General features: G+C 78.3%; 21 protein-coding genes. 10 read left to right on the top strand and 11 right to left on the bottom strand.

Annotation, left to right across the window (positions count from 1 at the left end):
* The first annotated feature begins 152 nt into the window (after positions 1-152).
* Positions 153-1,751: a diguanylate cyclase domain-containing protein gene (locus ACUN9U_RS14275; RefSeq protein WP_445485670.1), complete on the top strand. Its 1,599-nt coding sequence runs from the start codon at positions 153-155 to the stop codon at positions 1,749-1,751.
* A gap of 22 nt (positions 1,752-1,773) precedes the next feature.
* On the opposite strand, the gene ACUN9U_RS14280 is transcribed toward ACUN9U_RS14275, so the two are convergent.
* On the bottom strand, positions 1,774-2,811 hold the full coding sequence (locus tag ACUN9U_RS14280; RefSeq protein WP_445485671.1) for an LLM class flavin-dependent oxidoreductase: 1,038 nt from the start codon (positions 2,809-2,811) through the stop codon (positions 1,774-1,776).
* A gap of 112 nt (positions 2,812-2,923) precedes the next feature.
* Here ACUN9U_RS14280 and ACUN9U_RS14285 point away from each other — a divergent pair, with 112 nt between their 5' ends.
* Positions 2,924-3,391 carry a hypothetical protein gene (locus ACUN9U_RS14285; protein ID WP_445485672.1) on the top strand — a complete coding sequence of 156 codons (468 nt, stop codon included), beginning with the start codon at positions 2,924-2,926 and terminating at the stop codon, positions 3,389-3,391.
* Here the strand turns inward: ACUN9U_RS14285 and ACUN9U_RS14290 are convergent.
* Both ACUN9U_RS14290 and ACUN9U_RS14295 read right to left on the bottom strand, forming a co-directional pair.
* Positions 3,342-4,973, bottom strand: a complete 1,632-nt coding sequence (locus ACUN9U_RS14290; RefSeq protein ID WP_445485743.1) for a dolichyl-phosphate-mannose--protein mannosyltransferase — start codon at positions 4,971-4,973, stop codon at positions 3,342-3,344. The genes ACUN9U_RS14285 and ACUN9U_RS14290 overlap by 50 nt on opposite strands.
* Before the next feature lie 66 nt (positions 4,974-5,039).
* Positions 5,040-6,191, bottom strand: coding sequence for a pyridoxal phosphate-dependent aminotransferase (locus tag ACUN9U_RS14295; protein ID WP_445485744.1), 1,152 nt, complete (start codon positions 6,189-6,191; stop codon positions 5,040-5,042).
* A 168-nt stretch (positions 6,192-6,359) separates the two neighbouring features.
* On the opposite strand from ACUN9U_RS14295, the gene rsmI reads away from it, so the two are divergent.
* A complete protein-coding gene (gene rsmI, locus ACUN9U_RS14300) occupies positions 6,360-7,217 on the top strand; it encodes a 16S rRNA (cytidine(1402)-2'-O)-methyltransferase (RefSeq protein WP_445485673.1) in 858 nt (285 codons plus the stop codon).
* Positions 7,218-7,224: 7 nt separating this feature from the next.
* Here the strand turns inward: rsmI and ACUN9U_RS14305 are convergent, their stop codons facing one another.
* The 6 genes from ACUN9U_RS14305 to ACUN9U_RS14330 form a co-directional block, all read right to left on the bottom strand.
* Positions 7,225-8,352: a hypothetical protein gene (locus ACUN9U_RS14305; RefSeq protein ID WP_445485674.1), complete on the bottom strand. Its 1,128-nt coding sequence runs from the start codon at positions 8,350-8,352 to the stop codon at positions 7,225-7,227.
* Positions 8,349-9,515, bottom strand: a complete 1,167-nt coding sequence (locus ACUN9U_RS14310; protein WP_445485675.1) for an ATP-binding protein — start codon at positions 9,513-9,515, stop codon at positions 8,349-8,351. Before ACUN9U_RS14310 ends, ACUN9U_RS14305 begins: the two co-directional genes overlap by 4 nt.
* 24 nt (positions 9,516-9,539) lie before the next feature.
* Positions 9,540-10,220, bottom strand: a complete 681-nt coding sequence (locus ACUN9U_RS14315; RefSeq protein ID WP_445485676.1) for a response regulator — start codon at positions 10,218-10,220, stop codon at positions 9,540-9,542.
* Positions 10,221-10,263: 43 nt separating this feature from the next.
* Positions 10,264-11,424 carry an acyltransferase family protein gene (locus ACUN9U_RS14320; protein ID WP_445485677.1) on the bottom strand — a complete coding sequence of 387 codons (1,161 nt, stop codon included), beginning with the start codon at positions 11,422-11,424 and terminating at the stop codon, positions 10,264-10,266.
* Positions 11,425-11,507: 83 nt separating this feature from the next.
* A complete protein-coding gene (locus ACUN9U_RS14325; protein WP_445485679.1) occupies positions 11,508-11,960 on the bottom strand; it encodes a MerR family transcriptional regulator in 453 nt (150 codons plus the stop codon).
* An 83-nt stretch (positions 11,961-12,043) separates the two neighbouring features.
* Positions 12,044-12,838 carry a DUF732 domain-containing protein gene (locus ACUN9U_RS14330; RefSeq protein ID WP_445485680.1) on the bottom strand — a complete coding sequence of 265 codons (795 nt, stop codon included), beginning with the start codon at positions 12,836-12,838 and terminating at the stop codon, positions 12,044-12,046.
* A 257-nt stretch (positions 12,839-13,095) separates the two neighbouring features.
* Here ACUN9U_RS14330 and ACUN9U_RS14335 point away from each other — a divergent pair, with 257 nt between their 5' ends.
* Positions 13,096-13,743, top strand: coding sequence for a GtrA family protein (locus ACUN9U_RS14335; RefSeq protein WP_445485681.1), 648 nt, complete (start codon positions 13,096-13,098; stop codon positions 13,741-13,743).
* A 46-nt stretch (positions 13,744-13,789) separates the two neighbouring features.
* Here the strand turns inward: ACUN9U_RS14335 and ACUN9U_RS14340 are convergent, their stop codons facing one another.
* Entirely contained in the window at positions 13,790-14,560 is a 771-nt protein-coding gene (locus ACUN9U_RS14340; RefSeq protein ID WP_445485682.1) for a response regulator transcription factor, read from the bottom strand.
* A gap of 211 nt (positions 14,561-14,771) precedes the next feature.
* Here ACUN9U_RS14340 and ACUN9U_RS14345 point away from each other — a divergent pair, with 211 nt between their 5' ends.
* Positions 14,772-16,511, top strand: a complete 1,740-nt coding sequence (locus ACUN9U_RS14345; protein ID WP_445485683.1) for a hypothetical protein — start codon at positions 14,772-14,774, stop codon at positions 16,509-16,511.
* Between the two features lie 23 nt (positions 16,512-16,534).
* Here the strand turns inward: ACUN9U_RS14345 and ACUN9U_RS14350 are convergent, their stop codons facing one another.
* A complete protein-coding gene (locus tag ACUN9U_RS14350) occupies positions 16,535-16,756 on the bottom strand; it encodes a hypothetical protein (protein ID WP_445485684.1) in 222 nt (73 codons plus the stop codon).
* A gap of 14 nt (positions 16,757-16,770) precedes the next feature.
* Here ACUN9U_RS14350 and ACUN9U_RS14355 point away from each other — a divergent pair, with 14 nt between their 5' ends.
* The 5 genes from ACUN9U_RS14355 to ACUN9U_RS14375 all read left to right on the top strand — a co-directional run bounded on the left by ACUN9U_RS14355 (position 16,771) and on the right by ACUN9U_RS14375 (position 22,625).
* Positions 16,771-17,406 (top strand): hypothetical protein, encoded by a 636-nt coding sequence (locus tag ACUN9U_RS14355; protein WP_445485685.1) that lies wholly within the window; start codon positions 16,771-16,773, stop codon positions 17,404-17,406.
* Between the two features lie 37 nt (positions 17,407-17,443).
* Positions 17,444-17,809, top strand: a complete 366-nt coding sequence (locus tag ACUN9U_RS14360) for a hypothetical protein (protein ID WP_445485686.1) — start codon at positions 17,444-17,446, stop codon at positions 17,807-17,809.
* Complete coding sequence (locus tag ACUN9U_RS14365; protein ID WP_445485687.1) at positions 17,806-19,389, top strand: hypothetical protein; 1,584 nt, start codon at positions 17,806-17,808, stop codon at positions 19,387-19,389. Before ACUN9U_RS14360 ends, ACUN9U_RS14365 begins: the two co-directional genes overlap by 4 nt.
* Positions 19,373-20,929: a hypothetical protein gene (locus ACUN9U_RS14370; protein ID WP_445485688.1), complete on the top strand. Its 1,557-nt coding sequence runs from the start codon at positions 19,373-19,375 to the stop codon at positions 20,927-20,929. Before ACUN9U_RS14365 ends, ACUN9U_RS14370 begins: the two co-directional genes overlap by 17 nt.
* A gap of 70 nt (positions 20,930-20,999) precedes the next feature.
* Positions 21,000-22,625, top strand: coding sequence for a hypothetical protein (locus tag ACUN9U_RS14375; RefSeq protein WP_445485689.1), 1,626 nt, complete (start codon positions 21,000-21,002; stop codon positions 22,623-22,625).
* The last annotated feature ends 18 nt before the right edge of the window (positions 22,626-22,643 follow it).

A 22,643-nucleotide genomic window follows, 5' to 3' on the forward strand; every position in this document is an offset into this window, starting at 1 on the left:
GTTAGGGGTTCGCGGCCCCGCCGCTCCACCAGGCGGTGTGGGCCGGCCCCCGGGGGGGGCCGGCCCTCTCGCGCGCCAGGCGCCTGCTGCGCCGGAGGGGTGACGGGCGCTCTGCGCGCTCCACACCGCCGGTGGGGCGTCGATGGAGGGGGGTGACCTCTCGCGCCGCGCACCGGGGACGCCGCTCCGGTGACCGCTGGCGCCGCCGCCCGTGGCTGCTCGCGGCCCTGCCGGTGCTGCTGGTCGCCCTGGCCGAGCCCCTCCAGCGGGCCCTGGACCTGCCCGTCGCCTCGACCACCGCCGCCGTCGGCGTCACCGAGGCGGGCGTCGCCGCGGGGGCCGCCGCTGCCAGCGCGCTGCGCGCGCTGCACGAGCTCCGTCGGAGCCGCTCGGCCCGGGCGACCGCCCGCAGGGCGTCGCGCGGGACCTCCCGCGCGGCCGGGTGGTGGCTGCTCGCCGGCGCCACCGGCTCCTGGGCCGCCGGCCAGGTCGTCTGGGTCTGGTACGAGTCGGTGCTGGGCGTCGAGGTGCCCTCGCCGTCGCTGGCCGACATCGGCTTCCTCGGCTTCGGCGCCCTCGCGCCGCTGGCCGTCGTGGCCCTGAGCCGGGGCGCAGTGCGCGCCAGCTCCCGCGCGCGCAGCGTCCTGGACGGCCTGATCATCGCCGGCGCGCTGTTCCTGCTGAGCTGGACGCTGGTGATGGGCGTCGTGGTCCACCAGCAGGCGCCGTCCACCTTGGCCCTGGTGGTCACCGCCGCCTACCCCGTCTCCGACGCCGTCGTGCTCACCGCCGCCATCTCGGTGCTCTCGCGCACCCGCGGCCACCGCGCGCTGGTCGGCATCACCGCGGGTGCCGCGCTGATGGCCGTCAGCGACTCCCTGTTCGTCTACCTCAGCGCGGCCGGGCAGTTCTCCACCGGAGGCCTGCTCGACGTCCTGTGGACCGCCGCCTTCGCGGTGATGGCCGCCTCCACCACGCTGCCGGCCCGCGACGCCGGCGCCGAGCGCCGCTCCCTGAGCGCGCTGCCGCTGCAGGCGCTGCCCTACTTGCCGTTCGCGACGGCGACCGCCGTGGTGGTCGTCGAGGCCGCGCGCCGGCCGCTGGCGGGCACCACCCTGGCCGTCCTCGTCGTCCTCATGACCATGGTCTTCGTGCGCCAGGCCCTCGTGGTCCTCGACAACGCCCAGCTCACCCGCGAGCTGCAGGAGCGCTCGCAGGCGCTGGCCCGGACGGCCTACACCGACCCGCTCACCGGGGTGGCCAACCGCGCCGCCTTCACCGCAGCGCTGGAGGAGGCCGTCGAGCAGCGCGAGCCGCTGGTCGCGGCCTTCTGCGACCTGGACTCCTTCAAGGCCGTCAACGACGCCTGCGGCCACGCCACGGGGGACGCGCTGCTCGTCGCCGTCGCCGGACGGCTGCGCGACGTGGTGCGCGAGGGCGACGTGGTGGCCCGCCTGGGCGGCGACGAGTTCGCGGTCCTCGTGCGCGACGACGGCGACGCCCGCGGCGAGCGGGCCGCCGCGGCGCTGCGCGAGCGGCTGGCGACGGCGCTGTCGGTGCCGTTCTCCCTCGAGCCCGCGCTGGCCCGCACGGCGGACGACCCGCGGGCGCAGGAGGTGCTGGAGGCGGTCTCGGTGAGCCTGGGCGTGGTCTCCACCGCCGAGCTGGGCCAGCCGACCGCCGAGGAGCTGCTCCACGAGGCCGACCAGCGCATGTACTCCACCAAGCGCTCCCGCCAGACCACCCGCTGACGCGCTGCGGCCGCCGGCCGGGTCAGGCGGCCGCGGCGTGCGCGCGCACGGCGGGCGCCACCTCGGTGCCCAGCAGCTCGATGGCCCGCAGCACCTCCCGGTGCGGCATGGTGCCGGGGGAGACGTGCAGCATGAACCTGTCGATGCCGAGCACCTCGACGTTGAACAGGATCTTCTCGGTCACCTCCGCCGGGCTGCCCACGAACAGCGCGCCGCGCTTGGTGCGGCCGGCCTCGAAGTGGCGGCGGTCCAGCGGGGGCCACCCCCGCTCGCGCCCCAGCTGGTCCATGACCACCTTGTACGGGCCGTAGAAGGTCTCCACGGCGGCCTGCGAGGTCGGCGCGAGGAAGCCGTGGCTGTGCGAGGCCACGGGCAGGGCCATCGGGTCGTGCCCGCCCTGCACCGCGGCGCGGTGGAAGAGGTCGACCAGCGGCGCGAAGCGCTCCGGCTGCCCACCGATGATCGCCAGCGCCAGCGGCAGGCCGCGCACGCCCGCGCGCACCACCGACTCGGGGTTGCCGCCCACGCCCACCCACACCGGCAGCGGCCGCTGCAGGGCCCGCGGCTGCACGACCACGCCCTCCAGCGCGGCGCGGTGCTCGCCGCTCCAGGTCACCGGGCCCTCCTCGCGCAGCGCGAGGAGCAGGTCGAGCTTCTCGGTGAACAGCTCGTCGTAGTCCGCGAGGTCGTAGCCGAACAGGGGGAAGGACTCGATGAAGGACCCGCGCCCCGCCAGCACCTCCGCGCGACCGGAGGAGAGCAGGTCGAGGGTGGCGTACTGCTGGTAGACGCGCACCGGGTCCTCGCTGGACAGCACCGTCACGGCGCTGGTCAGCCGGATCCGCTCGGTGCGGGCCGCGGCCGCCGCCAGCACCACCGCGGGGGCCGAGGACGCGTAGTCGGGCCGGTGGTGCTCCCCGAGGCCGTACACGTCCAGGCCGACCTGGTCGGCCAGCACCACCTCCTCCACCACCTCCAGCAGGCGCTGGTGCGCGCTGGGCGCGGTGCCGGTGGCCGGGTCGGGGGTGGTCTCCGCGAACGAGCTGATGCCGATCTCCACCTGCACGACGCTAGGTCATGCGAGGTCTGCCGGGGCGTACCGGCCAGAACCGCCCCGGCGCCGGCGCGGCGCTCGGCTGAAGCCGCGGCGTCCCCGAGCCGATGCACCGGGGGTGAGCGAGGAGCAGACCGCGACGGCCACCGCCACCGCGGCGCCGGCGCGGCAGCCGGCTCCCCAGCCGGCCCGGCAGGCGGCGGCGCCGCTGACCGCGGCGCCGGACGCCTTCACCTTCACCGCGCCCCCCGCGCCCGGCTCGGTGCGCCCCGGCGCAGCCCGCCCCGCGGGTCCGGCGACCGCGCCGCGGGCGCTGGTGTGGACGGCCACCGCCCTCGCCGTCGTCGTCCTGAGCGCCTTCCTCGTGCTGGTGGTCTCCGGGCGCGTGGTGACCGAGGGCCCGGTGGTCCTCGTGCTGACCGCCACCCACGGCGTGCACGCGGGTGACCTGGCGGCCCTGGCGGCGTGGGGCCTGGCGGTGTCCGCGCTGCTGGCCTCGGCGCTCACGGGCCAGCGCCCCCGGGGGCGCGGACCGCTCAGATCCAGGAGGCGAACCACATCCGCGCGCGCCAGGCGTCGTAGGTGATCAGCTCCGCGGTCCACACCGGCCAGAAGTAGGCCGCGGCCACCAGCGCGAGCACCACCACGCCGCCGCTGACCACCACGCCGGCCAGGCGCCTGCCCGTCAGCGGCCCGCGGCCCGCGGGTGCCGCCGGGCCGACCAGCAGCCCGAAGCAGTAGGCGAGCCCCATCACCACGAACGGCGCGAAGACCACGGCGTAGAACTGGAAGATCGTCCGGTCGCCCACGGTGAACCACGGCAGCCAGCCGGCCGCGACGCCGGCCAGCAGGGCGCCGGCGCGCCAGTCGCGGCGCAGCGCCCAGGAGAAGAGCAGCACGAGCAGCGCCAGGCAGCCGGCCCACCAGACGACCGGGTTGCCCAGGGAGGTGATCGCCTCGGTGCACGACTCCGCACCGCACCCGGTCAGGCCCTGCGCCTGCCCCTGGTAGTAGAACGACGTCGGCCTGCCCTGCACCATCCACGCCCACGGCGAGGACTCGTAGGCGTGCGGGGAGTCCAGGCCGGTGTGGAACTGCCACATGTCCTGGTGGTACTTCCACAGCGAGCGCAGCGCGGGCGGCAGCCACAGCACCCCCTGCCCGGGGTCCTCGGCCGCCCAGCTGCGCAGGTGGCCGGTGGAGGAGGCGAACCAGCCCGCCCACGTCGCGGTGTAGACCACGACGAGCGCGGGCAGCGCGACGGCGGCGGCGGGCGCGCCGTCGCGCAGCAGCCCGGTCCACCACGCCGGCAGGCCCGCGCGGCGGCGCGCGGCGACGTCCCACAGCACGCTCATCAGCAGGAACGCGGCGGTGAAGTACAGGCCCGACCACTTCACCCCGCACGCCAGCGCGAGGGCCACCACCGCCGCCAGCCGCCACGGACGCCACCACAGCCGGGGCCAGCGCGCCGCCGCGCCGCCGGTGACCACGGCCAGCGCCAGGCGCCGGCGCATCCAGTCCCTGTCGAGCAGGAGCAGGGCGAAGGCCACCAGCACCCAGAAGGTCAGGAAGACGTCGAGGATGCCGGTGCGGCTCATCACCAGCGAGAGCCCGTCGACGGCGAGCAGCAGCCCGGCGGCCGTGCCCAGCAGCGTGGAGCCGAGCAGGCGGCGCGCCACCCGCGCGACGAGCAGCACGCACAGGGTGCCCACCAGGGCGGCCGAGAAGCGCCACCCGAAGGAGCTCTGCACGCCGAACAGCTGCTCGCCCACCGCGATCATCCACTTGCCGACCGGCGGGTGGACCACGTAGTCGCCCGTGCCGGTGTAGCTGTCGACGTCGCCGGCGACGAAGGCGACGTCGGTGCCCTCCTCCCAGCGCATCTCGATGCCGGTGGCCAGCATCGTCCAGGCGTTGCGCACGTAGTACGTCTCGTCGAAGACGAGGGCGTGCGGGCGGGCGAGGTCCCAGAAGCGCAGCAGCGCGGCCAGGGCGGTGACGAGCAGCGGGCCCGCCCAGCCCCAGGCCCGCTCGCGGGCGGTGGTCGCCAGCGGCGGGCCGACCAGGCGCTCGACCTCGGCGGCCAGGGCGGCGTCGTCAGGGCGGGACGGCCCGGCGGGCCGCAGCCGCTGGGCGCGCCGCTCGGCGGTGGCGGTCACGGGCACCATCCTCACCCGAGGCCGGCGGGGCGCGGGCCACGACGCCGCGACCTGGTGCGGCGCGGCCCGCGGCGGTCAGGCGCCGGCGGCCAGGCGGGGACCGGCGTCGGCCAGGCGCTCGACGGCGGTGTGCAGCACGTCGTCGCGCTTGCAGAAGGCGAAGCGGAGCAGCGAGGGCGCGGCGTCGGGGTCGTCGCAGAACACCTGCACGGGGATCGCGGCCACGCCGACCTCGGCGGGCATCCGCCACGCCAGCGACGAGGCGTCGGACAGCCCGAGCGGGCGCACGTCGGCGGTGACGAAGTACGTGCCCTCGCAGCGGTTCACCGCGAAGCCCGCCGCCGCGAGGCCCTCCGAGAGCAGGTCGCGCTTGGCCTCCAGCTGCGCGGCGAAGCCGGTGAAGACCTCCTCCGGCAGCTGCAGCGCCGCGGCGACGGCCGGCTGGAAGGGGGCGCCGGAGACGTAGGTGAGGAACTGCTTGACGGCCCGCACCGCCGCCACCAGCTCGGCGGGCCCGTGCACCCAGCCGACCTTCCAGCCCGTCACCGAGAAGGTCTTGCCCGCCGAGGAGACCACCAGCGTCCGCTCGGCCATCCCCGGCAGCGACGCGATGCTCACGTGCTGCGCGCCGGAGAAGACCAGGTGCTCGTAGACCTCGTCGGAGACGACGACGGCGTCGTGCTCCACCGCCAGGCGCGCCACCAGCTCCAGCTCGGCGCGCCCCAGCACCCGGCCGGTGGGGTTGTGCGGGGAGTTCAGGAGCACCAGCCGGGTGCGGTCGGTGAAGGCCGCGCGCAGCGCCGCCTCGTCGAGGGCGAAGTCGGGAGCGCGCAGCGGCACCGTGCGCCGGGCGGCCCCCGACAGGGCGACGGTGGCGGCGTAGGAGTCGAAGTACGGCTCGAGCACCACCACCTCGTCACCCGGGCCCGTGAGGGCCAGCACCGCCGCGGCGATCGCCTCGGTGGCCCCGGTGGTGACCAGGACGTCCTCGGGGGAGACCCGCAGCCCCCAGAACCGCTCCTGGTGCTCGGCGACCGCCTCGCGCAGCTCGGGGACGCCGGGGCCGGGCGGGTACTGGTTGCGCCCGCCGCGCAGCGCCGCCGCGGCGTCCTCCAGCAGCGACGCCGGGCCGTCGGTGTCGGGGAAGCCCTGACCGAGGTTGACGGCGCCGGTGCGCAGCGCCAGGGCGCTCATCTCGGCGAAGACGGTGGTGGTGAAGGGGCGCATGCGCTCCACCAGCCGCGCCGAGGGCGCTGCGGGTGCTCCCGTGCCTGGCGTCACCGTCGCGAGTCTGCCAGCGCTCCCGCCGGGGCCGCTCGCCGCGCGGGGAGGCGGCGCCCGGTACGCGCCCCGGGCGGTGCGCGCCGCCGGCCGGCGGGGCACCACGATGGGGGTGTGAGCGCTCCGGAGCCCGTGCGCGGGCGCGTGGTCCTGGCGGGCACGCCCATCGGCAACGCCGAGGACGCCCCGCCCCGCCTGGTGGCCGCGCTGGCCGGCGCCGACGTCATCGCCGCGGAGGACACCCGGCGCCTGCGCCGGCTCTGCTCGGCCCTCGGCGTGGAGCCGCGCGGGCGGGTGGTGAGCTCCCACGAGCACAACGAGGACGCCCGGGGGGAGGACCTCGTGGCCGAGGCCGCGGCGGGGTCGACCGTGCTGGTGGTCACCGACGCGGGCATGCCCACCGTCTCCGACCCCGGCTACCGGGTGGTCGTGGCCGCGGCCGCCGCGGGCGTGCCCGTGACCACCGTGCCCGGTCCCTCGGCCGTGCTGGCGGCGCTGGCGGTCTCCGGGCTGGCCACCGACAGGTTCTGCTTCGAGGGGTTCCTGCCGCGCAAGGCGGGGGAGCGCGGCGCGGCGCTGGCCGAGCTGGCCCGCGAGCGCCGCACGATGGTCTTCTTCGAGGCCCCGCACCGCCTGGCCGCGTCGCTGGAGGCGATGGCGCAGGCCTTCGGCGCCGACCGCCGCGCGGCGGTGTGCCGCGAGCTCACCAAGACCCACGAGGAGGTCCGCCGCGGCCCGCTGGCGGAGCTGGCCGCCTGGGCGGGGGGCCTGGCCAGGATCGGGGAGGTGACGCTGGTGGTCTCCGGCGCCCCCGCCGCCGCTACCGACCCCGGGGCCGCGCTGGCGGAGGTGCTCTCCCGCGTGGAGGCGGGGGAGCGGCTCAAGGACGCCGCCGCGGGGGTCGCCGAGGCCACCGGGGCCTCCAAGCGCGAGCTGTACCAGGCGGCGCTGGCCGCGCGCCCGCCGCGCTGAGCCCGGGTCAGCGGTCCACCTCGACGACCACGGCGTCCTCGTCGGCGCTCACGTCCACGCTGACCCCCGCTGCCTCACCCATCCGCTCGGCGTGGGAGGCGACGGCCGCGTGCACCGCGCGCATCGAGGCCGGCGAGCCCACGTGCACCAGGGTCAGCACCGGGCCCTGCGGGGGGCGGCGGGCGGTGACCTCCCCGTCGGAGCAGGCGTGCAGGGCCGCGGCCACCAGCGCCCGCAGCGGCGGCAGCACCTGCAGGTCGGCGCCGACCGGGGCGTGGTCGACGACGTCGACGGCCACCCCGCGCGCCCGCGCGGTCGCGGCGCCCAGGCGCACGGCCGGGTCGAGCAGGTCGCGCCCGCGCAGCTCCGCGCGCAGGTCCCGCTCCACCGCGGTGAGCTCGGCGCGCACGTGCTCCTCGAGGGGGGCCCGCGCGGCGGCCACCGCCTGCAGCAGCGGCACGGCGGCCACCTCCAGCAGCGCCCGGCGCCGCTCGTGGGCCTCCGAGCGCTCCCGGCTGCGCCGGCGCCGCTCGCGGGCCAGGGCGTAGGCGCTGCGGCTGCGCAGCAGGTCCACCTGCGTGGTGGCGCGCAGGCGGGCGGTCACGACCCCCCAGGTGCACCACACCAGCACCGGCCCGAGGAGCAGGGCGCTCTCCGGCGCCCACAGCGGCTGCCCGCTGGCGGTCCAGCGCAGCCAGAGCAGCTCGGTCACGAGCGCCGCGGCGCTGGCGGCGGCCCAGCCGGGCCGTCCGCGCACCAGCAGCACAGCCAGGGCAGGGGTCAGCAGGCCCGGAGCGCGCGGGAAGGCGCTGAGCTGGGCCGCGGGGGCCTGGGCCAGCGCGTCGAGCAGCACCGCGGTGGGCAGCAGGACGGCGGCGGCGGCCGCGGGCGGCGCCGGCAGCGGGCCGGACCGCCGGCGGCCGGGCAGCACGACCAGGGCGGCCAGCGCCAGCGCCGCCCCGACCGTGGAGGCCAGCGCGGCCCCGGGGTGGGCGGCGGCGGGCAGCGCCGCCAGGCACAGCAGCGCCTGCACGCCCACCCACAGCGCACCGGCCACCACGAGGGGCTCGCGGCCCACCTCCAGCCCCTCACCGCCAGGAGGGAGCTCGCGCCGCAGCGCCTGGGCGCTGGTCACCGCGGCCACCGCAGCTCCACGGACGTGCCCCGCCGCGGGCCGCTGGTCACCACGGCCTCCCCGCCCACGCTGCGCAGCCGCCCGACCACCGACACGCGGATGCCCAGGCGGCCGGCCGGCAGCCGGTCCGGGTCGAAGCCCGTGCCGTCGTCGCTGACCACCACGTGCGCCCCGCCGGCGTCCAGGTGGCCGCGCACCCGGGCCCTCACGCCGGGAGGGTTGTGGTGGGCGGTGTTGCGCATCAGCTCGGCGGTGGCGTCGGCCAGGGCCTCCACCACCCGCCCGGGCAGCGCGCCGGAGCCGCTGGTGAGCTCGACCTCCACGTCACCGTGGGCGCCGCGGGCGGCCGCGCCCACCTGGGCCGCGGCGAGGGCGGCGACCACGGTCAGGGTGGCGGGCGGCGCCGCGATGCTGGCCAGCGCCGCCGTGGCCGCGGCGGCGGCCCCGCTGACCTCCTCCGGGGTGCGCGCGGCGGCGCCGGCGCGCAGCGCCGAGAGGACGTCGTCGTGCACCGCTGCCTCCCAGCGCCCCCGCTCGGCCTCGGCCAGCGCCATCGCCTCCGCCTCGGCGTCGGCGCGCAGCACGGCGCCACGGGCGCTGCCCAGGCGGCCGGAGACGCGCTCCAGGCCGCGCGCCAGGTACTGGACGGCCGAGGCGACCAGGGCGAGCACCACGGCGTAGAGCACCCGGCCGCCGGTCCCCGGGGGCAGCGCCGGCGGCAGCGGGCCCGCCGCGGCCACCACCGCGCTGACCGCGGCCGTGGCGGCCAGGGCCCAGCCCTGCGGCACCCGGCGCAGCAGGACGGCCGCCGTCTGCACGGCGGCGACGGCGAGGTAGGTGGGCCAGGTGCTGTGACCGCCCGGGAGCAGCTGGCGGGCCACCCCCAGCTGCACGAGCACGGCCTGGCTGAGCAGGGCCGCCAGGCCGAGCAGCACCATCGCGGCGGCGGCCGGGTCCGGCCGGCGTCCCACGACCACGGCCACCAGGGCGGCGGCGTAGGCGCCGGCGAAGCCCACGAGCAGAGGCGCCGCCCACCACGCCGGGCCGGCGGGGCCGTCCACGGCCGCGGCCCCGGCTGCAGCGGCCAGCGGCGTGGCGCTGGTGAGGACCACCACGCCCCCCACGAGCCGCCACGCGGTGGTGCGCGCGGCGGCCGGGCTCACCGGCGGGCTCCCCGGCCCGGGCGCTCAGCGGGCCTGCGCCGCACCGCTCGGGGCGTCGTCGTCGAGCAGGCCCATGGTCTCGGCCACGTTGCGCAGCTCCAGCTTGCTCGAGGCGCGCACGTCGACGGCGGCGAGCTTGCTGCGGATGCGCTTGAGGTACTCCTTCACCGTGCCCTCGCCGATGCCCAAGCGACGCGCCACGGACTTGGCGGGCAGGTCGGCCGCGTACAGCCGCAGCACCTGCCGCTCCTGAGGGGAGAGCAGGTCGTCGAGGTGGGGGGCGGTCTCCAGGGCGCGGGCCATGCGCACCGAGACCACGGCGTCGCCGCGGTGCGCGGCGCGCACCGCCTCGACGAGCACCGGCAGCGGCTCGTCCTTCAGGACGACCCCCAGCGCGCCGCGCGCCACGGCCGAGTAGACCTGCGCGGGCTTGGCGCCGTCGGTGTAGACCACCACCTGCGCGCCGGCGTCCAGCAGCCGGCCGGTGTTGGTACCGGGGGTCGAGGCGTCTCCCAGCCGCAGGTCGAGCAGGACGACGTCGAGGTCGTCGCGCTCGGCGAGCAGCTCCTCCACCGTCGGCGCGCACGCGACCAGGCGCACCTCGGGGGCCGCCTCCTCCAGCACCGTCTTCAGCCCCGCGAGCACCACCGGGTGGTCGTCCACCGCTCCTACCAGCACCACTGCGATCTCCTCCACAGCTGCCACCCCGTCCTCCGGGCGGCCCGGCGTCCGTGCCGGGCCGGAAGGACTATCGCCCCCGATCATCGCAGCCCGTCCACCGGGGTGCGGCGCGCTCGGCCCCGCTGGGCGCCACCGCGTCCCCCCTGGGGGAGGGGCGCGCGTCCTTCAGGCGCAGCGCGGGGGCCTCCACCAGGTGCCAGGAGGCCAGGGCCGCCAGCGCCGTGGCGGCCAGCACCACCGCGAGGACGACAGGGAAGGGCGCCCCCGCCAGGGGGGTGCTGAGCACGAGCAGCGCCACCGGCCAGTGCCAGACGTAGGTCCCGTAGGACAGGTCGCGCCGCAGGCGCGGGCGCCAGGGCAGCCGGGCGGCCACCGCGAGCAGCAGCAGCGCGAGGCCGGGAGCGCCCACGGCCCGGTAGTCCTCCAGCAGCAGGAGCCCGCCGAGCAGGGTGACCCCGGCCACCACCAGGGCGGCCGGGGTCACCGGCACCCGCTCCGCCAGGAGCTGGGCGGCAGCGCCGAGCGCGAACAGCAGCAGGAGGCGGGGCAGGTTCTCCCCCGGGAGCAGGGCGGCGCCGGTGGCCTCCTGCGCCGCGGTGAGCAGCTGGAGCACCGCGACGGCGGCCACCACGAGCACCGGGCGCGAGCGCAGCAGCCCGACCGCGCCCAGCCCGGCGACCGCCGCATAGCACAGCGCCTCGTAGAACAGCGTCCACAGCGAGCCGTTGAGCACCCGGTCCGGCGCCGAGGCCGGCAGCCCGGTGACCTCGAACTGCGCCATGAACAGCCCGGCGTTGTGCAGCACGTAGGTGGCGGCGCTGTCGGGGCCCTGCAGGACGTCGCGCGCGCTCCCGCCGCCGAGCACCGCGACCAGCGGGGCGACCACGAGGGCCGTCAGGAGCAGGCAGGCCCAGAAGCCAGGCAGGATGCGCAGCGCGCGGTGCCAGGCGAAGCGGGGGAGCGAGCCCAGGCGCAGCCAGCTGGCGGTGATGAGGAAGCCGGAGAGCACGAAGAAGCCGTCCACGGCGAGCGCGCTGACGTCCGTCCGGCCGATGCGCGGCTGCCAGCCGAGCGCCAGCTCCATCGCGTGGGTGACGGCGACCGTGCCGGCGAGGACCAGGCGGACCACGTCGAAGGCGTTGCGGCGGGGGTCGTAGGCCTCGGCCAGCACCCGGGGCCCTCGGCGGGCCGACCGGGCGTGCGGGCGCGGGGGCGCGAGGAGGGCCACCCCTCCACCGTCCGCCAACCTTCCCTTTACGTCAAGGTGAGCTTCTACCCTGACGTGAGGGGAAGGTCACACCGGGGTCCACCTCAGGGCAGCAGCGGGCGCAGGGAGGCCAGCAGGTCGTCGGCACCCGCCAGCTGCTCGACCAGCTTGTCGCGGCGGCGCCGCACGTCGGCCTCCAGCGCCACCAGCCGCTGCAGCCGCTCGGGCTGCTCCGGGTCGTCGGCGGCCGAGGGGGCGGACGCGGCGTCGAGCAGCGCCAGCACCTCCCGCATCTCGTCGAGGGTGAAGCCCAGCGGCTTGAGCCGCCGGATGGTCAGCATCTTGGCCAGCGCGTCCTCGCCGTACAGGCGGTAGTTGCCGGGGGAGCGGCGCGCCGGCAGGAGGCCCTCGTCGTCGTAGTAGCGCACCGTGCGGTGGCTCAGGGCCACCCGCTCGGCCATCTCGCCCACGGTCATGAGGCCCGGCGGCGACCCGCCCGCGGGGACCCCGCCGGAAGGGCCGCCGGAAGGGCCGTGGGCGTCGGTGCGCGTGGTCACGGGTGCCTCCTGCCGGGTGCGCTGGTCGGTCGACCATCCTGCCACCGGGGCGCTCGCGGCCCGGCCGGCGGCCCCGCCAGCGGTCAGGCGCGGGCTGTGGCGTCCAGCGCCGCGGTGGTGGTCGTGGCGGGGCCGTCGGGCGCGTCGCCGGCCGCGGGGTCCCACGCCTGGAACTCCTCCGCGTGCTGCTGGCACAGGGTGGCGGTGGCCGACCACTCGACGTCGTAGGCGGTGTCGAGGTCCAGTGACTGCTCGGCCCAGCGCTCCACGAGCGCGGAGTCGGCCTCGGCCGGGGTCGACCCGGCGTCCAGGTCGTCGCAGAAGCCGTGGGCCATCTCCAGGAGCGTCGCGTCGTCGTAGGAGAGGTAGGTGTCCTCGTACAGGTCGTCGATGTAGGCCTGCTCCTGCTCGGTGACGGAGCCGACCGTGTCGTCGTGGCCGCGGCTGCCCGCGGCCCCACCGGCCACCGCGGCGATCCCCGTCACCGCGCCGACCGACAGCGCGACGGTCCCCACGAGCAGCACGACGCCGGACAGCGCCGTCCCCACCACCGCGTGCGCCAGCCCCGCGCCGCCGCGGCGGCGGGCGCGCACCAGCCCGAGCACGCCCAGCACCAGCCCCAGCACCGCGCAGGGCACGGCCACCACCCACGACCACACGGCCACCGGGTTGCTGCGGGGCTCGGCCAGCCAGGGGGCCACGGGCGGCGGGGCCGACGGGGCCGGCGGGGCCGGCGGGGCCGGCGGGGCCGGCTGCCCCCACGTCTGCGGCGGGGCGGGCTGCTGGTGCGGGACGGCCCAGCCGTGCGCGGGCTCCGGCTCGGGCGCGCGCCACGGCCCGGCGCCGCCCGGCGCCGCCTGCCGGTCCACCTCGTCCACGTCGTCCTCCCCGCTGCGCGCGGGGGAGCGGCGCGACCAGCGCAGCGACGGTAGGTGCGGCGGCTGCCGACCGGTACCCGGTGCGCCCGTGCGCCACCCGGGCGGGCGCACGCCGCAGCCCGACCACCCCCTCCGCCGCCCCGGCGGCACCGCCCCGACGCGCGCCCCCCCCCGCCGAGGGACGGCGGACTGCGCCGAACCGCCTGCGCGCCGGGGTCCCGCACCCCACACTCGAGCCATCCGGCTCCGGGAGGACCATGGACGTGCAGCGCGCCGGCGCGCTGGGACCGCGCGCAGCGCTCAGGGCGCTCGCGGCCACCAGCCGGGACCCCCGCGCGCGCTTCCTCGTGGTCGGGGCCTGCTCCACGCTGCTCCACCTGGCGGTCATGACCTCCCTGCTGCCGCTGGTGGTGGCCGAGGCCGCCAACGCGACGGCGTTCGTGGTGGCCACGCAGGCCAACTTCGCGGCCAGCTACTGCTGGACGTGGGCCTCGCGCCGCAGCGGCCGCGACGGCGCGGCGCACCTGCTGCGCCGCCTGGCCCTGTTCAACGCCGCCGCGGTGCTCGGCTTCGCGGTGAACTCGGCGTGCTTCACCGCGGCGCACCGCCTGCTCGAGGCACCCGCCGTGCTGAGCGCGCTCGTGGCCACTGCCGTCAGCGCCGTCGTCTCCTTCGCGGTGACCTCCCGCCTGGTCTTCGCCCAGCGCACGCCCCGCCGCGCACCCGGCCGGGCGTCCGCGCCGGTCCCCCTCCCGCGCGCGGCACAGCCGGCCGGCGCGCTGCGCGCGGCGCCGTCGCCCCTGCCTGACTTCTCGGTGCTCACGCCGCCCGCGGGCACAGCGCCCGTGCCGGCGCCCGTGCCGGCGCCCCTGCCGGCGCCCCTGCCGGTGGCCGCGGCGTCCTGAGCCGCCGGGCGCCGGCGAGCGCACGGCGGCCGCGGTCGCTCGGGCCTCAGCGGGGCGTGCGCGCGGCGTCCTCGGGCAGGAGGAGGACGTCGGCGGCCGGCGCGGGGCCGCAGCGCTGGACGGGGCTGAGCAGGCCCAGCTCCTCGGCCAGCACCCGCAGGTCCACCTTGGTGGCCACGGCGACCCCCCGCGCCGCCAGCTTGGCGCGCAGCCGCTTGAGGTACTCCTTGGCGGTGCCGGCGGTGATGCCCATGCGGCGGGCCACCGTCTTCACGGGCAGGTCGGCCCCGTACAGGCGCAGCACCTCCTGCTCCTGGCGCGAGAGCAGGGCGCGCACCTCGCGCACGCGCGCCCCCGCCGCGAGCACGGCCGGCGTCGTGCACGTCTGCCCGGAGGTCACCGCGCGCACCGCGCGGCGCAGCTCGACCAGCGGCTCCCACGCGCCGACAGCCCCGGCCGCACCGCGCGCCAGGGCCTCCTCAGCCAGGCCGACGCAGCCCGGGCCGACCAGGAGCACCACGTCGTGCTCGCCGGCGAGCCGGGCGAGCTCCTCGGCCGTGGGCGCGCAGCCGGCGCAGCTGAGGTCGGCGAGCACCGCGCCGCGCACGGCCGCGGCGCCCAGCCGGACGACCTGGTGGGTGCCGGCCAGGGCGCCGCACAGGCCCAGCAGGCCCAGCGGGTGGCCGCCGACCACCGCCAGCTGCTGCAGCGCCACGGGCGCCACCGCCCGCCCGGGGCCGGGCCCGGGTCCGGCCTGGCGCACCAGCAGGCGGCGCTCCACCTGCGCCGTGCCCCTGCCACCCCTGTCCTCGTGCACGTGGTCCCCCCTGCTCCTGCGGCCACCGACCTGGCCGCCCCGAGGGTGCGGGAGCGTCGCGGGCCCCGGCCAGGCCCGGGCGGCACTTCCCCGAGCGTTCGAGGAGGTCGGAGCGCCCCCCTGAGCGGCGCAGACGGGCGGTCTGCGCCACGGTGATCCCCCCGGCCGGTCGAGGGCAGCGCCGGGGCGGGGACTGACCGCGGGAGGTGCGGTGTCGGCGCAGGGCGGTGACCGGTCGCAGTCCCTCGCGGGCGTCCTGGCGCGCCTCGCCGACCCGGCGACCTCCACCCGCCGCACCGAGCAGGCCCGTCGCCGCCTCGCCGAGGACCCCGTCACGCTGGCGCTGCTGGAGGCCGGCGTGCTCGTCCTGCAGCGGGAGCTGGGCACCCTCGTGCCCTCGGAGGGCAGCGAGGACGACGACCGGCGCTCGCTGCGCTTCTTCGAGCTGCTCTCCGCCAGCCGCGTCTGCGCGGCCGCCACCGCCGTCGGTCCGCTGCGCGTGACCCCCAGCCACCTGCGCGACCGCTGGGCGCGCCAGCGCGACTACGGCGAGGACCTCCTGGCCTTCCTGCTGTGGCGCCGGCAGTGGGACGACGTCATGCAGCAGCGGCTGGAGCGCCTCGCGCCGCCGGCGTCGCCGGAGCAGGTGCCGGTCGTGGCGCGGGCGCTGGCCGAGGCGCACCTCGTGACGGGCGCCCTGCCGGTGAGCTCGCGCCTGCAGCTGGTGGCCTCGGCCCTCGCCGCGGAGCACCCGGGGCTGCGGCGCGCCCGGGAGGCGAACCACCGGCAGGCGGCCCGTCGCTGGTCGCAGGTCTGGGCGCGCTGCGCCGAGGGCGTGGGGTGCCGCCCGCGCGAGGGCGCTGACCTGCAGGAGGTGGCCTCCGCGCTCGCCGCGCTCACCGAGGGTGCCGACCTGCGGCTGCTCGCCACCGACGGCTCACCGGTCCGCGTGGAGGAGTCGGTGCGCCTGCTCACGGCCGCCCAGCTGGCGCTGGTGCGCCGCTCCTTCGAGCCCGTCCCCCGGGCCGGGGGCGGGCCCTCCGCGCGGGTGCCGCCGGCGGGGACCGGGCCGCTGTGGCCGCGGCCCGGTGAGGTGGACCCCACCGACGTCGCCGACGTCCTGGTGCACCTCACCGACCCCGTCGCCGGCGCCCGTCGCACCTCGGCCGCCCGCCACCGCCTCGCGCACGACGAGATCACCGCCCAGCTGCTGCAGGGCGGCACGGGCGTGCTGGGCCAGGAGCTGGGCGTGGTCGCCGTCGGGCCGGGGAGCCGGGTCGGCCAGGCGGCGACGGCCTCGCCCCCGCGCTTCTTCGGGCTGCTCTCGGCCGCCGCGGTGGAGGCCGCGGGGCGGTCGCTGCCCGCCGGCGCGCCCCGGCCGACGGCCGCGCAGCTGCGCGACCGCTGGCGCACCCAGGACGACTACGTCGAGGACCTGCTCGCCTACGCGGCGCACCGCGTGCGCCGCGTGCGGCAGGGCGTGCTGCAGCGGATCCGCGACGACGCGCTGGCGGCAGCCGCCGCCAGCGGCGCGGGAGGTGGCGCGAGCAGCGGCGCCGGGGGAGTGCCCGCGCCCCTGGAGGCGGCCCTGGCCGCCGCCGCCGCGCGGGTGCTGGCCGAGGTCGACGCCGAGGGCCACGACAGGCTGCGCCTGCTCCTCACCGCCCTCGCCGCCGCGCGCCCGGCGGTCGCGCAGCGCCTGTCGGCCCTGCGCGAGCAGGAGGAGGCGGCGGTCACGGCGCTGGTGGCGGAGCTGCTGGCCGGCACCGGCGCCGTCCTGCGGGACGACGTCACCACCGCCGACCTGGCCCGCGCCCTGGTGGCGCTGCGCGACGGGCTGGTGGTGCGCGCCCTGGCCACCGGTCACCTGGGCGAGCGGGAGGGCGGCAGCGCCCCCTCCCTCGCGCGGATCGCCGTCGAGGTGGTGGCGGGCTGCCTCACCGGCCCCTGACCGACCGGCCGCGGCGCGGCGCGTCAGCGCTCGTGCTCGGCCTCCAGCGCCGCGTGGCGCTCCCGCAGGCGCTCGCGCACCTGCTCGGGGGTCAGCTGCTGGCGCTGGCGGGCGTCGCGCGCGACCACCGCGCCGGTGGCGACCACGCCCGCCAGCCCGGCCACGCCCAGCAGCTTGAACAGCGCCGCGCGCCGGGAGGCGCGGCCGGCTCGTCGTGCTGCTCGCTGCTGGGGGCGGGGTGCCACGGCAGGATCCTGCCGTGGCACGGGTGAGCGGCGCAGGCGGCAGCGGGATCGGCCTGCAGGAGGCCGTCGAGCTGACGCGCACCGGCGACCTGTGGCTGTTCCGCGGGCGCAGCCCCGCCGACCAGGCCATCCGCGCGCTGACCAACGCCCCGGTCAACCACGTCGGCATGGCCGTGGTCCTCGACGACCTCCCCCCGCTCATGTGGCACGCCGAGCTGGGCCGCGGCCTGGTGGACGTGTGGACCGGCACCCAGCACCGCGGCGTGCAGCTGCACGACCTGCGCCAGGCCGTGGACCAGTGGCGCGGGCGCTACGGCCAGCGCGCCTGGCTGCGCCAGCTGGAGGTGCCCGGCGGACTGGGGCGGCCCGCAGAGGACGCGCTGCTGACCGAGGTCGCCCGCAAGGACGGCACCCCCTTCCCGGCGACGGCGGTGCTGGCGAGCCGGTGGCTGCGCGGGCGCGCGCGGGTGCGGGCGAGCGCGGCCACGGCGTACTGCGCGGAGGTCGTCGCGAGCGCCTACCAGGCGATGGGCCTGCTGCCGGCGCGCCGCCCGGTGAACTCCTACGACCCGGGCACCTTCTGGAGCGGTGACCGGCTCGAGCTGCTCCGCGGGGCGCGCCTGGGGGCGGAGGTCGCTGTCGGCGAGTAGCAGCGTGCGGGGTCGCGTGGTGGTACAAATGTGACTCATGGGACTGCTGGGTTGGGTGATGACGGCGTCGGCGCCGTCGCCCTCGCCGAGCCCCGGTGACGACAGCGACTACGGCGGCACCCGGGAGTTCCTCCAGCGGATGCTCTCGGAGGCCTCCCCGACACCGGGGCCGTTCAGCGGCTTCGCCGGGCCCGCGGGCCGGCTGCTCGGCGTCGTCCTCTTCCTCGTCCTCGTCGCCGCCGTGCTCGGGCTCGCGGTCTCCCTGGTCGCCGCCGTCGCGAGCCTGCGCAGGGGCGGGCGGGCCACCGGGCACCTGCTGTCCGCCGTCGGCTGCGCGCTCGTGATCCTCATCGTCGGGGCCTTCTCGACCTTCACCCTCGGCTGGTTCGACCTGCTCTCATGAGCCCGGCCGCCGCGAGCACCACCGGCCCCGTGGCCGGCGGCGCCCCCGAGGGCACCGGCGGCGGCTCGGGCCCGCGCACCCCCGCGGGCGCCGCTGCCTCGCTGCTGGTCGCCGTCCTGCTCGTGGTGGTCCCCACCGGAGCGGCCCTCGCCTCCGCGGCGCTGCCCCTGCCGAGCCCCTCCGCGGGCGCCACGACCACGCCGCCCCCGGCGCCGGGCGACTCCATCCCCGTCCCCCCGGCGTCTCCGTCCGCTCCCGCCGGCCCGGCGGCCCCCGCCGACCCGGCGGCCCCCGGCCCCCCGGCCGCGGGGGCCGGCCCCGCTGACGGTGGCGTCGGCACGGCGACCGCGCTGGCGGCCTGCCCGCGCGGCCTGCTCGGGTGGCTCACCTCGCCGTACGCGGCCGACGACTGCCTGGCCGCCACCCTGGCGGAGTCGGTCGGCTGGCTGTTCTCCTACACCGTCACCGCGGTCACCACCTACGTCGCCTTCAACCCCCTGCGGGGCAGCTACTGGCAGGTCTACCTGTGGCACTGGGCGCTGCTCAGCGCCGTCGCCCTGGTGGTCGCGGTGGTGCGCTGGCTCGTGAGCATGGTGCTGGAGGGCGCCGTGGAGGGGGTGCGCTCGGCGGGCCGCTCCTTCGCGCTGCTCGCCGTCGGGCTGCCCGCCGCCTTCTCCGTGCCCTTCTTCGTGCTCCTGGTCGACGCCGGCGTGCTGGCCGTCACCGGCGCCTTCGCCGGCGTCTTCGCGCTGCGCGTCACTGAGCTGACCACCCAGCTCTCGGCCGGCCTGCTCCTGGGCGACTCCCCGGGCGCGCTGCTCGCCGCGGTGCTGCTGTCGGCCTTCCTCTTCCCGCTCCTGCTCGTGGTGCTGTTCGCCTTCGTGCTGCGCCAGATCGCCGTCTACGCCATCCCCGTCTTCGGCCAGTTCGGGCTGCTGCCCGCCATCGCCGGCGACGGCGGCCAGGCCCTGCGCTCCTACGTGCGGGTCATGGCCGGCACGCTGCTGTTCCCGCTGCAGGTGGTCGACCTGCTCGTCATCGGCGTGTCCTTCCTCGACTTCTCCACGCTCGGCGAGGGCTTCGTGACGCTGCTCTACCTCATCGGGGTGGTGCTGTTCGCGCTCATCGGCGGCTCGCTGCTGTCCCTGCTGTTCGGCACCGCTGCCGGCAGCGCCGCCTACGCCGGGGCCCGCGCCCGGGGCCGCCGGGGCCGCTGGCGCGCGTGGCGCCCCCTGCGCGCCGAGCGGCGCGAGCGGCCCTCGCGCCTGGAGGGCACCCGCCTGGGCGCGCTCGCCGGCGCCCGCTGGGACCAGCGCCGCGAGGACCGCGAGCGCCAGCGCGAGCAGGCCGCCGCCCGCCGCTCGCGCGCCAACCCCCTGTACTGGGTGGGCCGCGCCCCCAGCGCCGGCTCCGGCGCTCCCACCGGCCCGGGCCCGCGGGACGGCGGCGGCCGACCCTCGGCCGCCCGCACCCACGGCGACCGCGCCCGCGAGCGCCGCGGGCGCCGCGTGGCCGGCTCGGGCGCCGCCACCCCCGCCAGCCCGGTGACCAGGAGGAGGACCCGTGGCCCAGGCGCCTGACCACGTCATCGGCGAGCGCTCGGTGACCTACGCCGCCTTCGCGCGCGGCAGGACCGCCGCCGAGGCGCTGCTGCCGTGGTTCTTCGCCGGCGTGGGGGTGCTCAGCGTGCCGGTGGGCGTGCTCGCGCGCAGCCCCGGGCTCATGCTCACCGGCCTGGTGGTCGCGGTGCTCGGCGCGGCGCTGTTCGCGGGCCCGTTCGGGGTGCGCCCGCTGTCGGCGCGCCTGCTCGACGTGCTGCGCTGGCGCGCCCTGGCCCGCACCGGGGAGCTGCGCTACGCCTCGGCCAGCGGCTTCGCGGGGCTGGAGGCCGGCCGGCACGCCCCGGGCCGCCTGCCCGCCGCCTTCGGCACCATCACCTGGCGCGACGTGCCCTTCGACGACGACGACGGCGACGTGTGCGTCTTCTTCCAGCCCTCCGCCGCCTCCGGCGCCTCGGCGCTGTCCGGGGCGGCCGGCGGGCACTACGGCGTGTGCGTGCAGGTCGACGCCGCCTGGGGCGGCCTGCCCGACGTGCTGCGCCACCACCGCCTGCGCGGTGAGCTGGGGCGGGCGCTGGGGCAGCTGTCGGACTCCTTCGACAGGGTCGCCATGTACTCGGTGTGCTCCTACAGCGACGACGCCGCCCCGGGTGCCGCCGGTGCCGCCGGCGGCCCGGCCGCCGGCGCGCCGCGGTCCTTCCGCGAGGCGCTGGCCGCCGCCCGCGAGGACGCCGCGGCCCACCCCCGCTACGACCACTTCCTCACCCTGTGGGCCACCACCGGCCCGCAGCTGCGCGCCGCCGCCCGCGCCGGCCGCGCGCGCGGGGAGAGCGACCCGCACCTGGCCGCCGCCCGCGTCGTGGCCGAGCGGCTGCGCGCCGCGGTGCCGCTGCTGGAGGCCGCCGAGGTCACCGTGCGCCGCCCCCTGGACGCCCAGCTGCTGGCGGGGGTGAACCGCGGGCTGCTCGACAGGTCGGTCTCCCTGTGGGACCCCTCGCCCACCGACCCCTCCCGGATGGTGCCCTCCCTGGACGTGCGCCCCACCCACGTGGGGGTGCTGGGGCGCCACGGGGACGGCTTCGTGCGCGGCTACGAGGTCACCGGCTTCAGCGACGAGGCCAGGAGCGCCGTCGACCTCGTCCCGCTGCACACCCTGGGCGCCGCCGTGCGCGGACGGACGCTGGAGCACGTCGTCGCCGTCGTCGTCGACCTGCGCGACAGGGTCTCCACCCTGGCCGAGGCCCACCGCCACGACCAGGGCGAGGAGCTGCGCCGCCAGGTCCGCGAGTCCACCTCCCACCTGCGCGCCACCCTGGAGCGCCCCGCCGACGAGCGCCGCCACAACGTCTCGGCCGCCGGCGGCGGGTGGCACGGCGGGTACGGCGCGGCGTTCTTCGTCCTCAACGCCGCCACCCTGGAGGACCTCGACGACGACGGCGACGCCCTGGTCGCGGCCGCGCGCGCCTGCGGCGTGCACGTGGCGCCCGTCGCGCCGCTGCGCCAGGACCAGGCACTCGTGGCCGGCACGCTGCTCGGGCGGGGGCTGGCCCGTGTCCTCTGAGGCGCCCGCCCGCACCCCCGGGGCCGCGGCAGGCCGCGGCGCCGCACCTCGGCCGATCGGCCCTGTGGCGGTGACCGCCTCGTCACCCGCGAGGGGCCGGTCCTGCGAGCACGGCCCGGACCGGGTCTGGGAGGAGGTCCTGCACGGGCCCGGCGGCGCGCCGGGGCAGCGGCGCCCGGTGCTGCCCCGCCACGCGCGGCGCCGCCCGTCCCCGGGGTCCTCGGCGCTGGGGGCCGTCGCCCGGGGCCTGGACGCGACCTGGGGCGCCCTGGCCGGCGCGCTCGCCGCGGCGGCCTACCGGCTGCGCGAGCCCGGTGACGGCACCCCGCCGCGCCCGCCGCTGCCCGCGGGCGCCTCGCTGCGGCCCACGCTGGAGGAGGACCGCCGCGCCCGCCGCCTCAGCACGGCCGCGGGCCTGGGCGACTACGCCGCCCCACCGATCCGCAGCGACCTGTACGGCCTGCAGCCGCTGTTCCCCTACGCCCACGCTCGGGCGTGGGACTCCCCGAGCGGGGTGCTGGTCGGCCAGGACGTCCACACCGGCGAGCCGGTCCGCCACAGCGGGCGCGCGTGGTTCGAGCAGGGCACCTCGGGCTCGGCCACCCTGGTGCTGGGCTCGAAGTACGCCGGCAAGAGCGCGCTGCTCAAGAGCTACCTCGTGCGCGCCGTGGCCGAGCAGGGGTTCCGCGCGTGGGTCTACGACACCCGGGCGGTCAACCACGTCGAGGGCGGCCGGGAGGTCTCCGAGGGGGAGTTCTGCGCCCTGGGGCGCGAGGCCGGCGGGGCCGTGCACCGCTTCACCGCCGGCGGCCCGCTGCGCCTGAACCTCCTCGACGCCAGGCTGACCGGTGGTGACGCGTCCGGGCGCGAGGGGCTGGTGCGCTCGGTGCTGCAGTTCCTCGCCGGGCGCGCCCTGACCCCCGCCGAGGGCTTCGCCCTGCGCGTGCAGCTGGAGCGGGTGCTGGCCTCTCCGTCCCTCGGCGGGCGGGCGGCGACGGTGGTCGACCTGCGCGAGGCGCTGCTGGCGGCGCCGGCGGACCCCGACGAGCCCGTCCCCGGCTCTTCCTGCACCGAGGAGGAGCTGCACGCCTGGGGCCGCGACCTGGGCCTGCTGCTGGACAGGCTCGTCTTCGGCGACCTCGCCGGCTTCGTCGACGGGCCCACCTCCCCCGAGCTCGACCTCGCCGCCGACGTCGTCGTCTGGGACCTGTCCGGCGTGCAGGCCACCCACCCCGACGTCGTCCCCGTCCTCATGGCCGCCTCCGCGGCCCTGGTGCTCACCACGTGGACGGCGCCCGGGCGCGGCTGGGGGGTGGTGGTGGTCGACGAGCTGTGGAACGCCGTGCGCGTCCCCGAGCTCGGCGCGGTGGTGCAGGAGGTGGTCAAGAAGGCCCGCACGCTGGGCGTGGAGGTGCTCGCCGCCACCCAGCACCTCACCGACGTGCTCGCCGCCGCCGAGGCCGGGCGGGCCTTCGTGCACGACGCCGACGTCGTCGTCTCCTTCCGCCAGGAGCCCGTCAACGCGCGCGCGTTCGGGGAGGAGCTGGGGTTCTCGCCGGTGGAGGTGGCGGCCCTCGGCGCGCTCGGCGCCCACCAGGCGCTGTGGAAGGTGCCCGGACAGCCCGCCCGCGCGGTGCAGCACGTGCTGCACGGCTGCGAGCGGCGCCTGACCGACACCGCCCAGCGGCTGCGCTGATGGCCGACCGGTCAGCGG

This window comes from Quadrisphaera sp. KR29 (assembly GCF_052644995.1).

Excerpts from the sequence above, each read along its gene's own strand:
- ACUN9U_RS14290 (WP_445485743.1), bottom strand. The coding sequence starts at position 4,973 with ATGGTGCCCGTGACCGCCACCGCCGAGCGGCGCGCCCAGCGGCTGCGG.
- ACUN9U_RS14295 (WP_445485744.1), bottom strand. The coding sequence starts at position 6,191 with ATGCGCCCCTTCACCACCACCGTCTTCGCCGAGATGAGCGCCCTGGCG.
- ACUN9U_RS14335 (WP_445485681.1), top strand. The coding sequence starts at position 13,096 with ATGGACGTGCAGCGCGCCGGCGCGCTGGGACCGCGCGCAGCGCTCAGG.
- ACUN9U_RS14360 (WP_445485686.1), top strand. The coding sequence starts at position 17,444 with ATGGGACTGCTGGGTTGGGTGATGACGGCGTCGGCGCCGTCGCCCTCG.
- ACUN9U_RS14365 (WP_445485687.1), top strand. The coding sequence starts at position 17,806 with ATGAGCCCGGCCGCCGCGAGCACCACCGGCCCCGTGGCCGGCGGCGCC.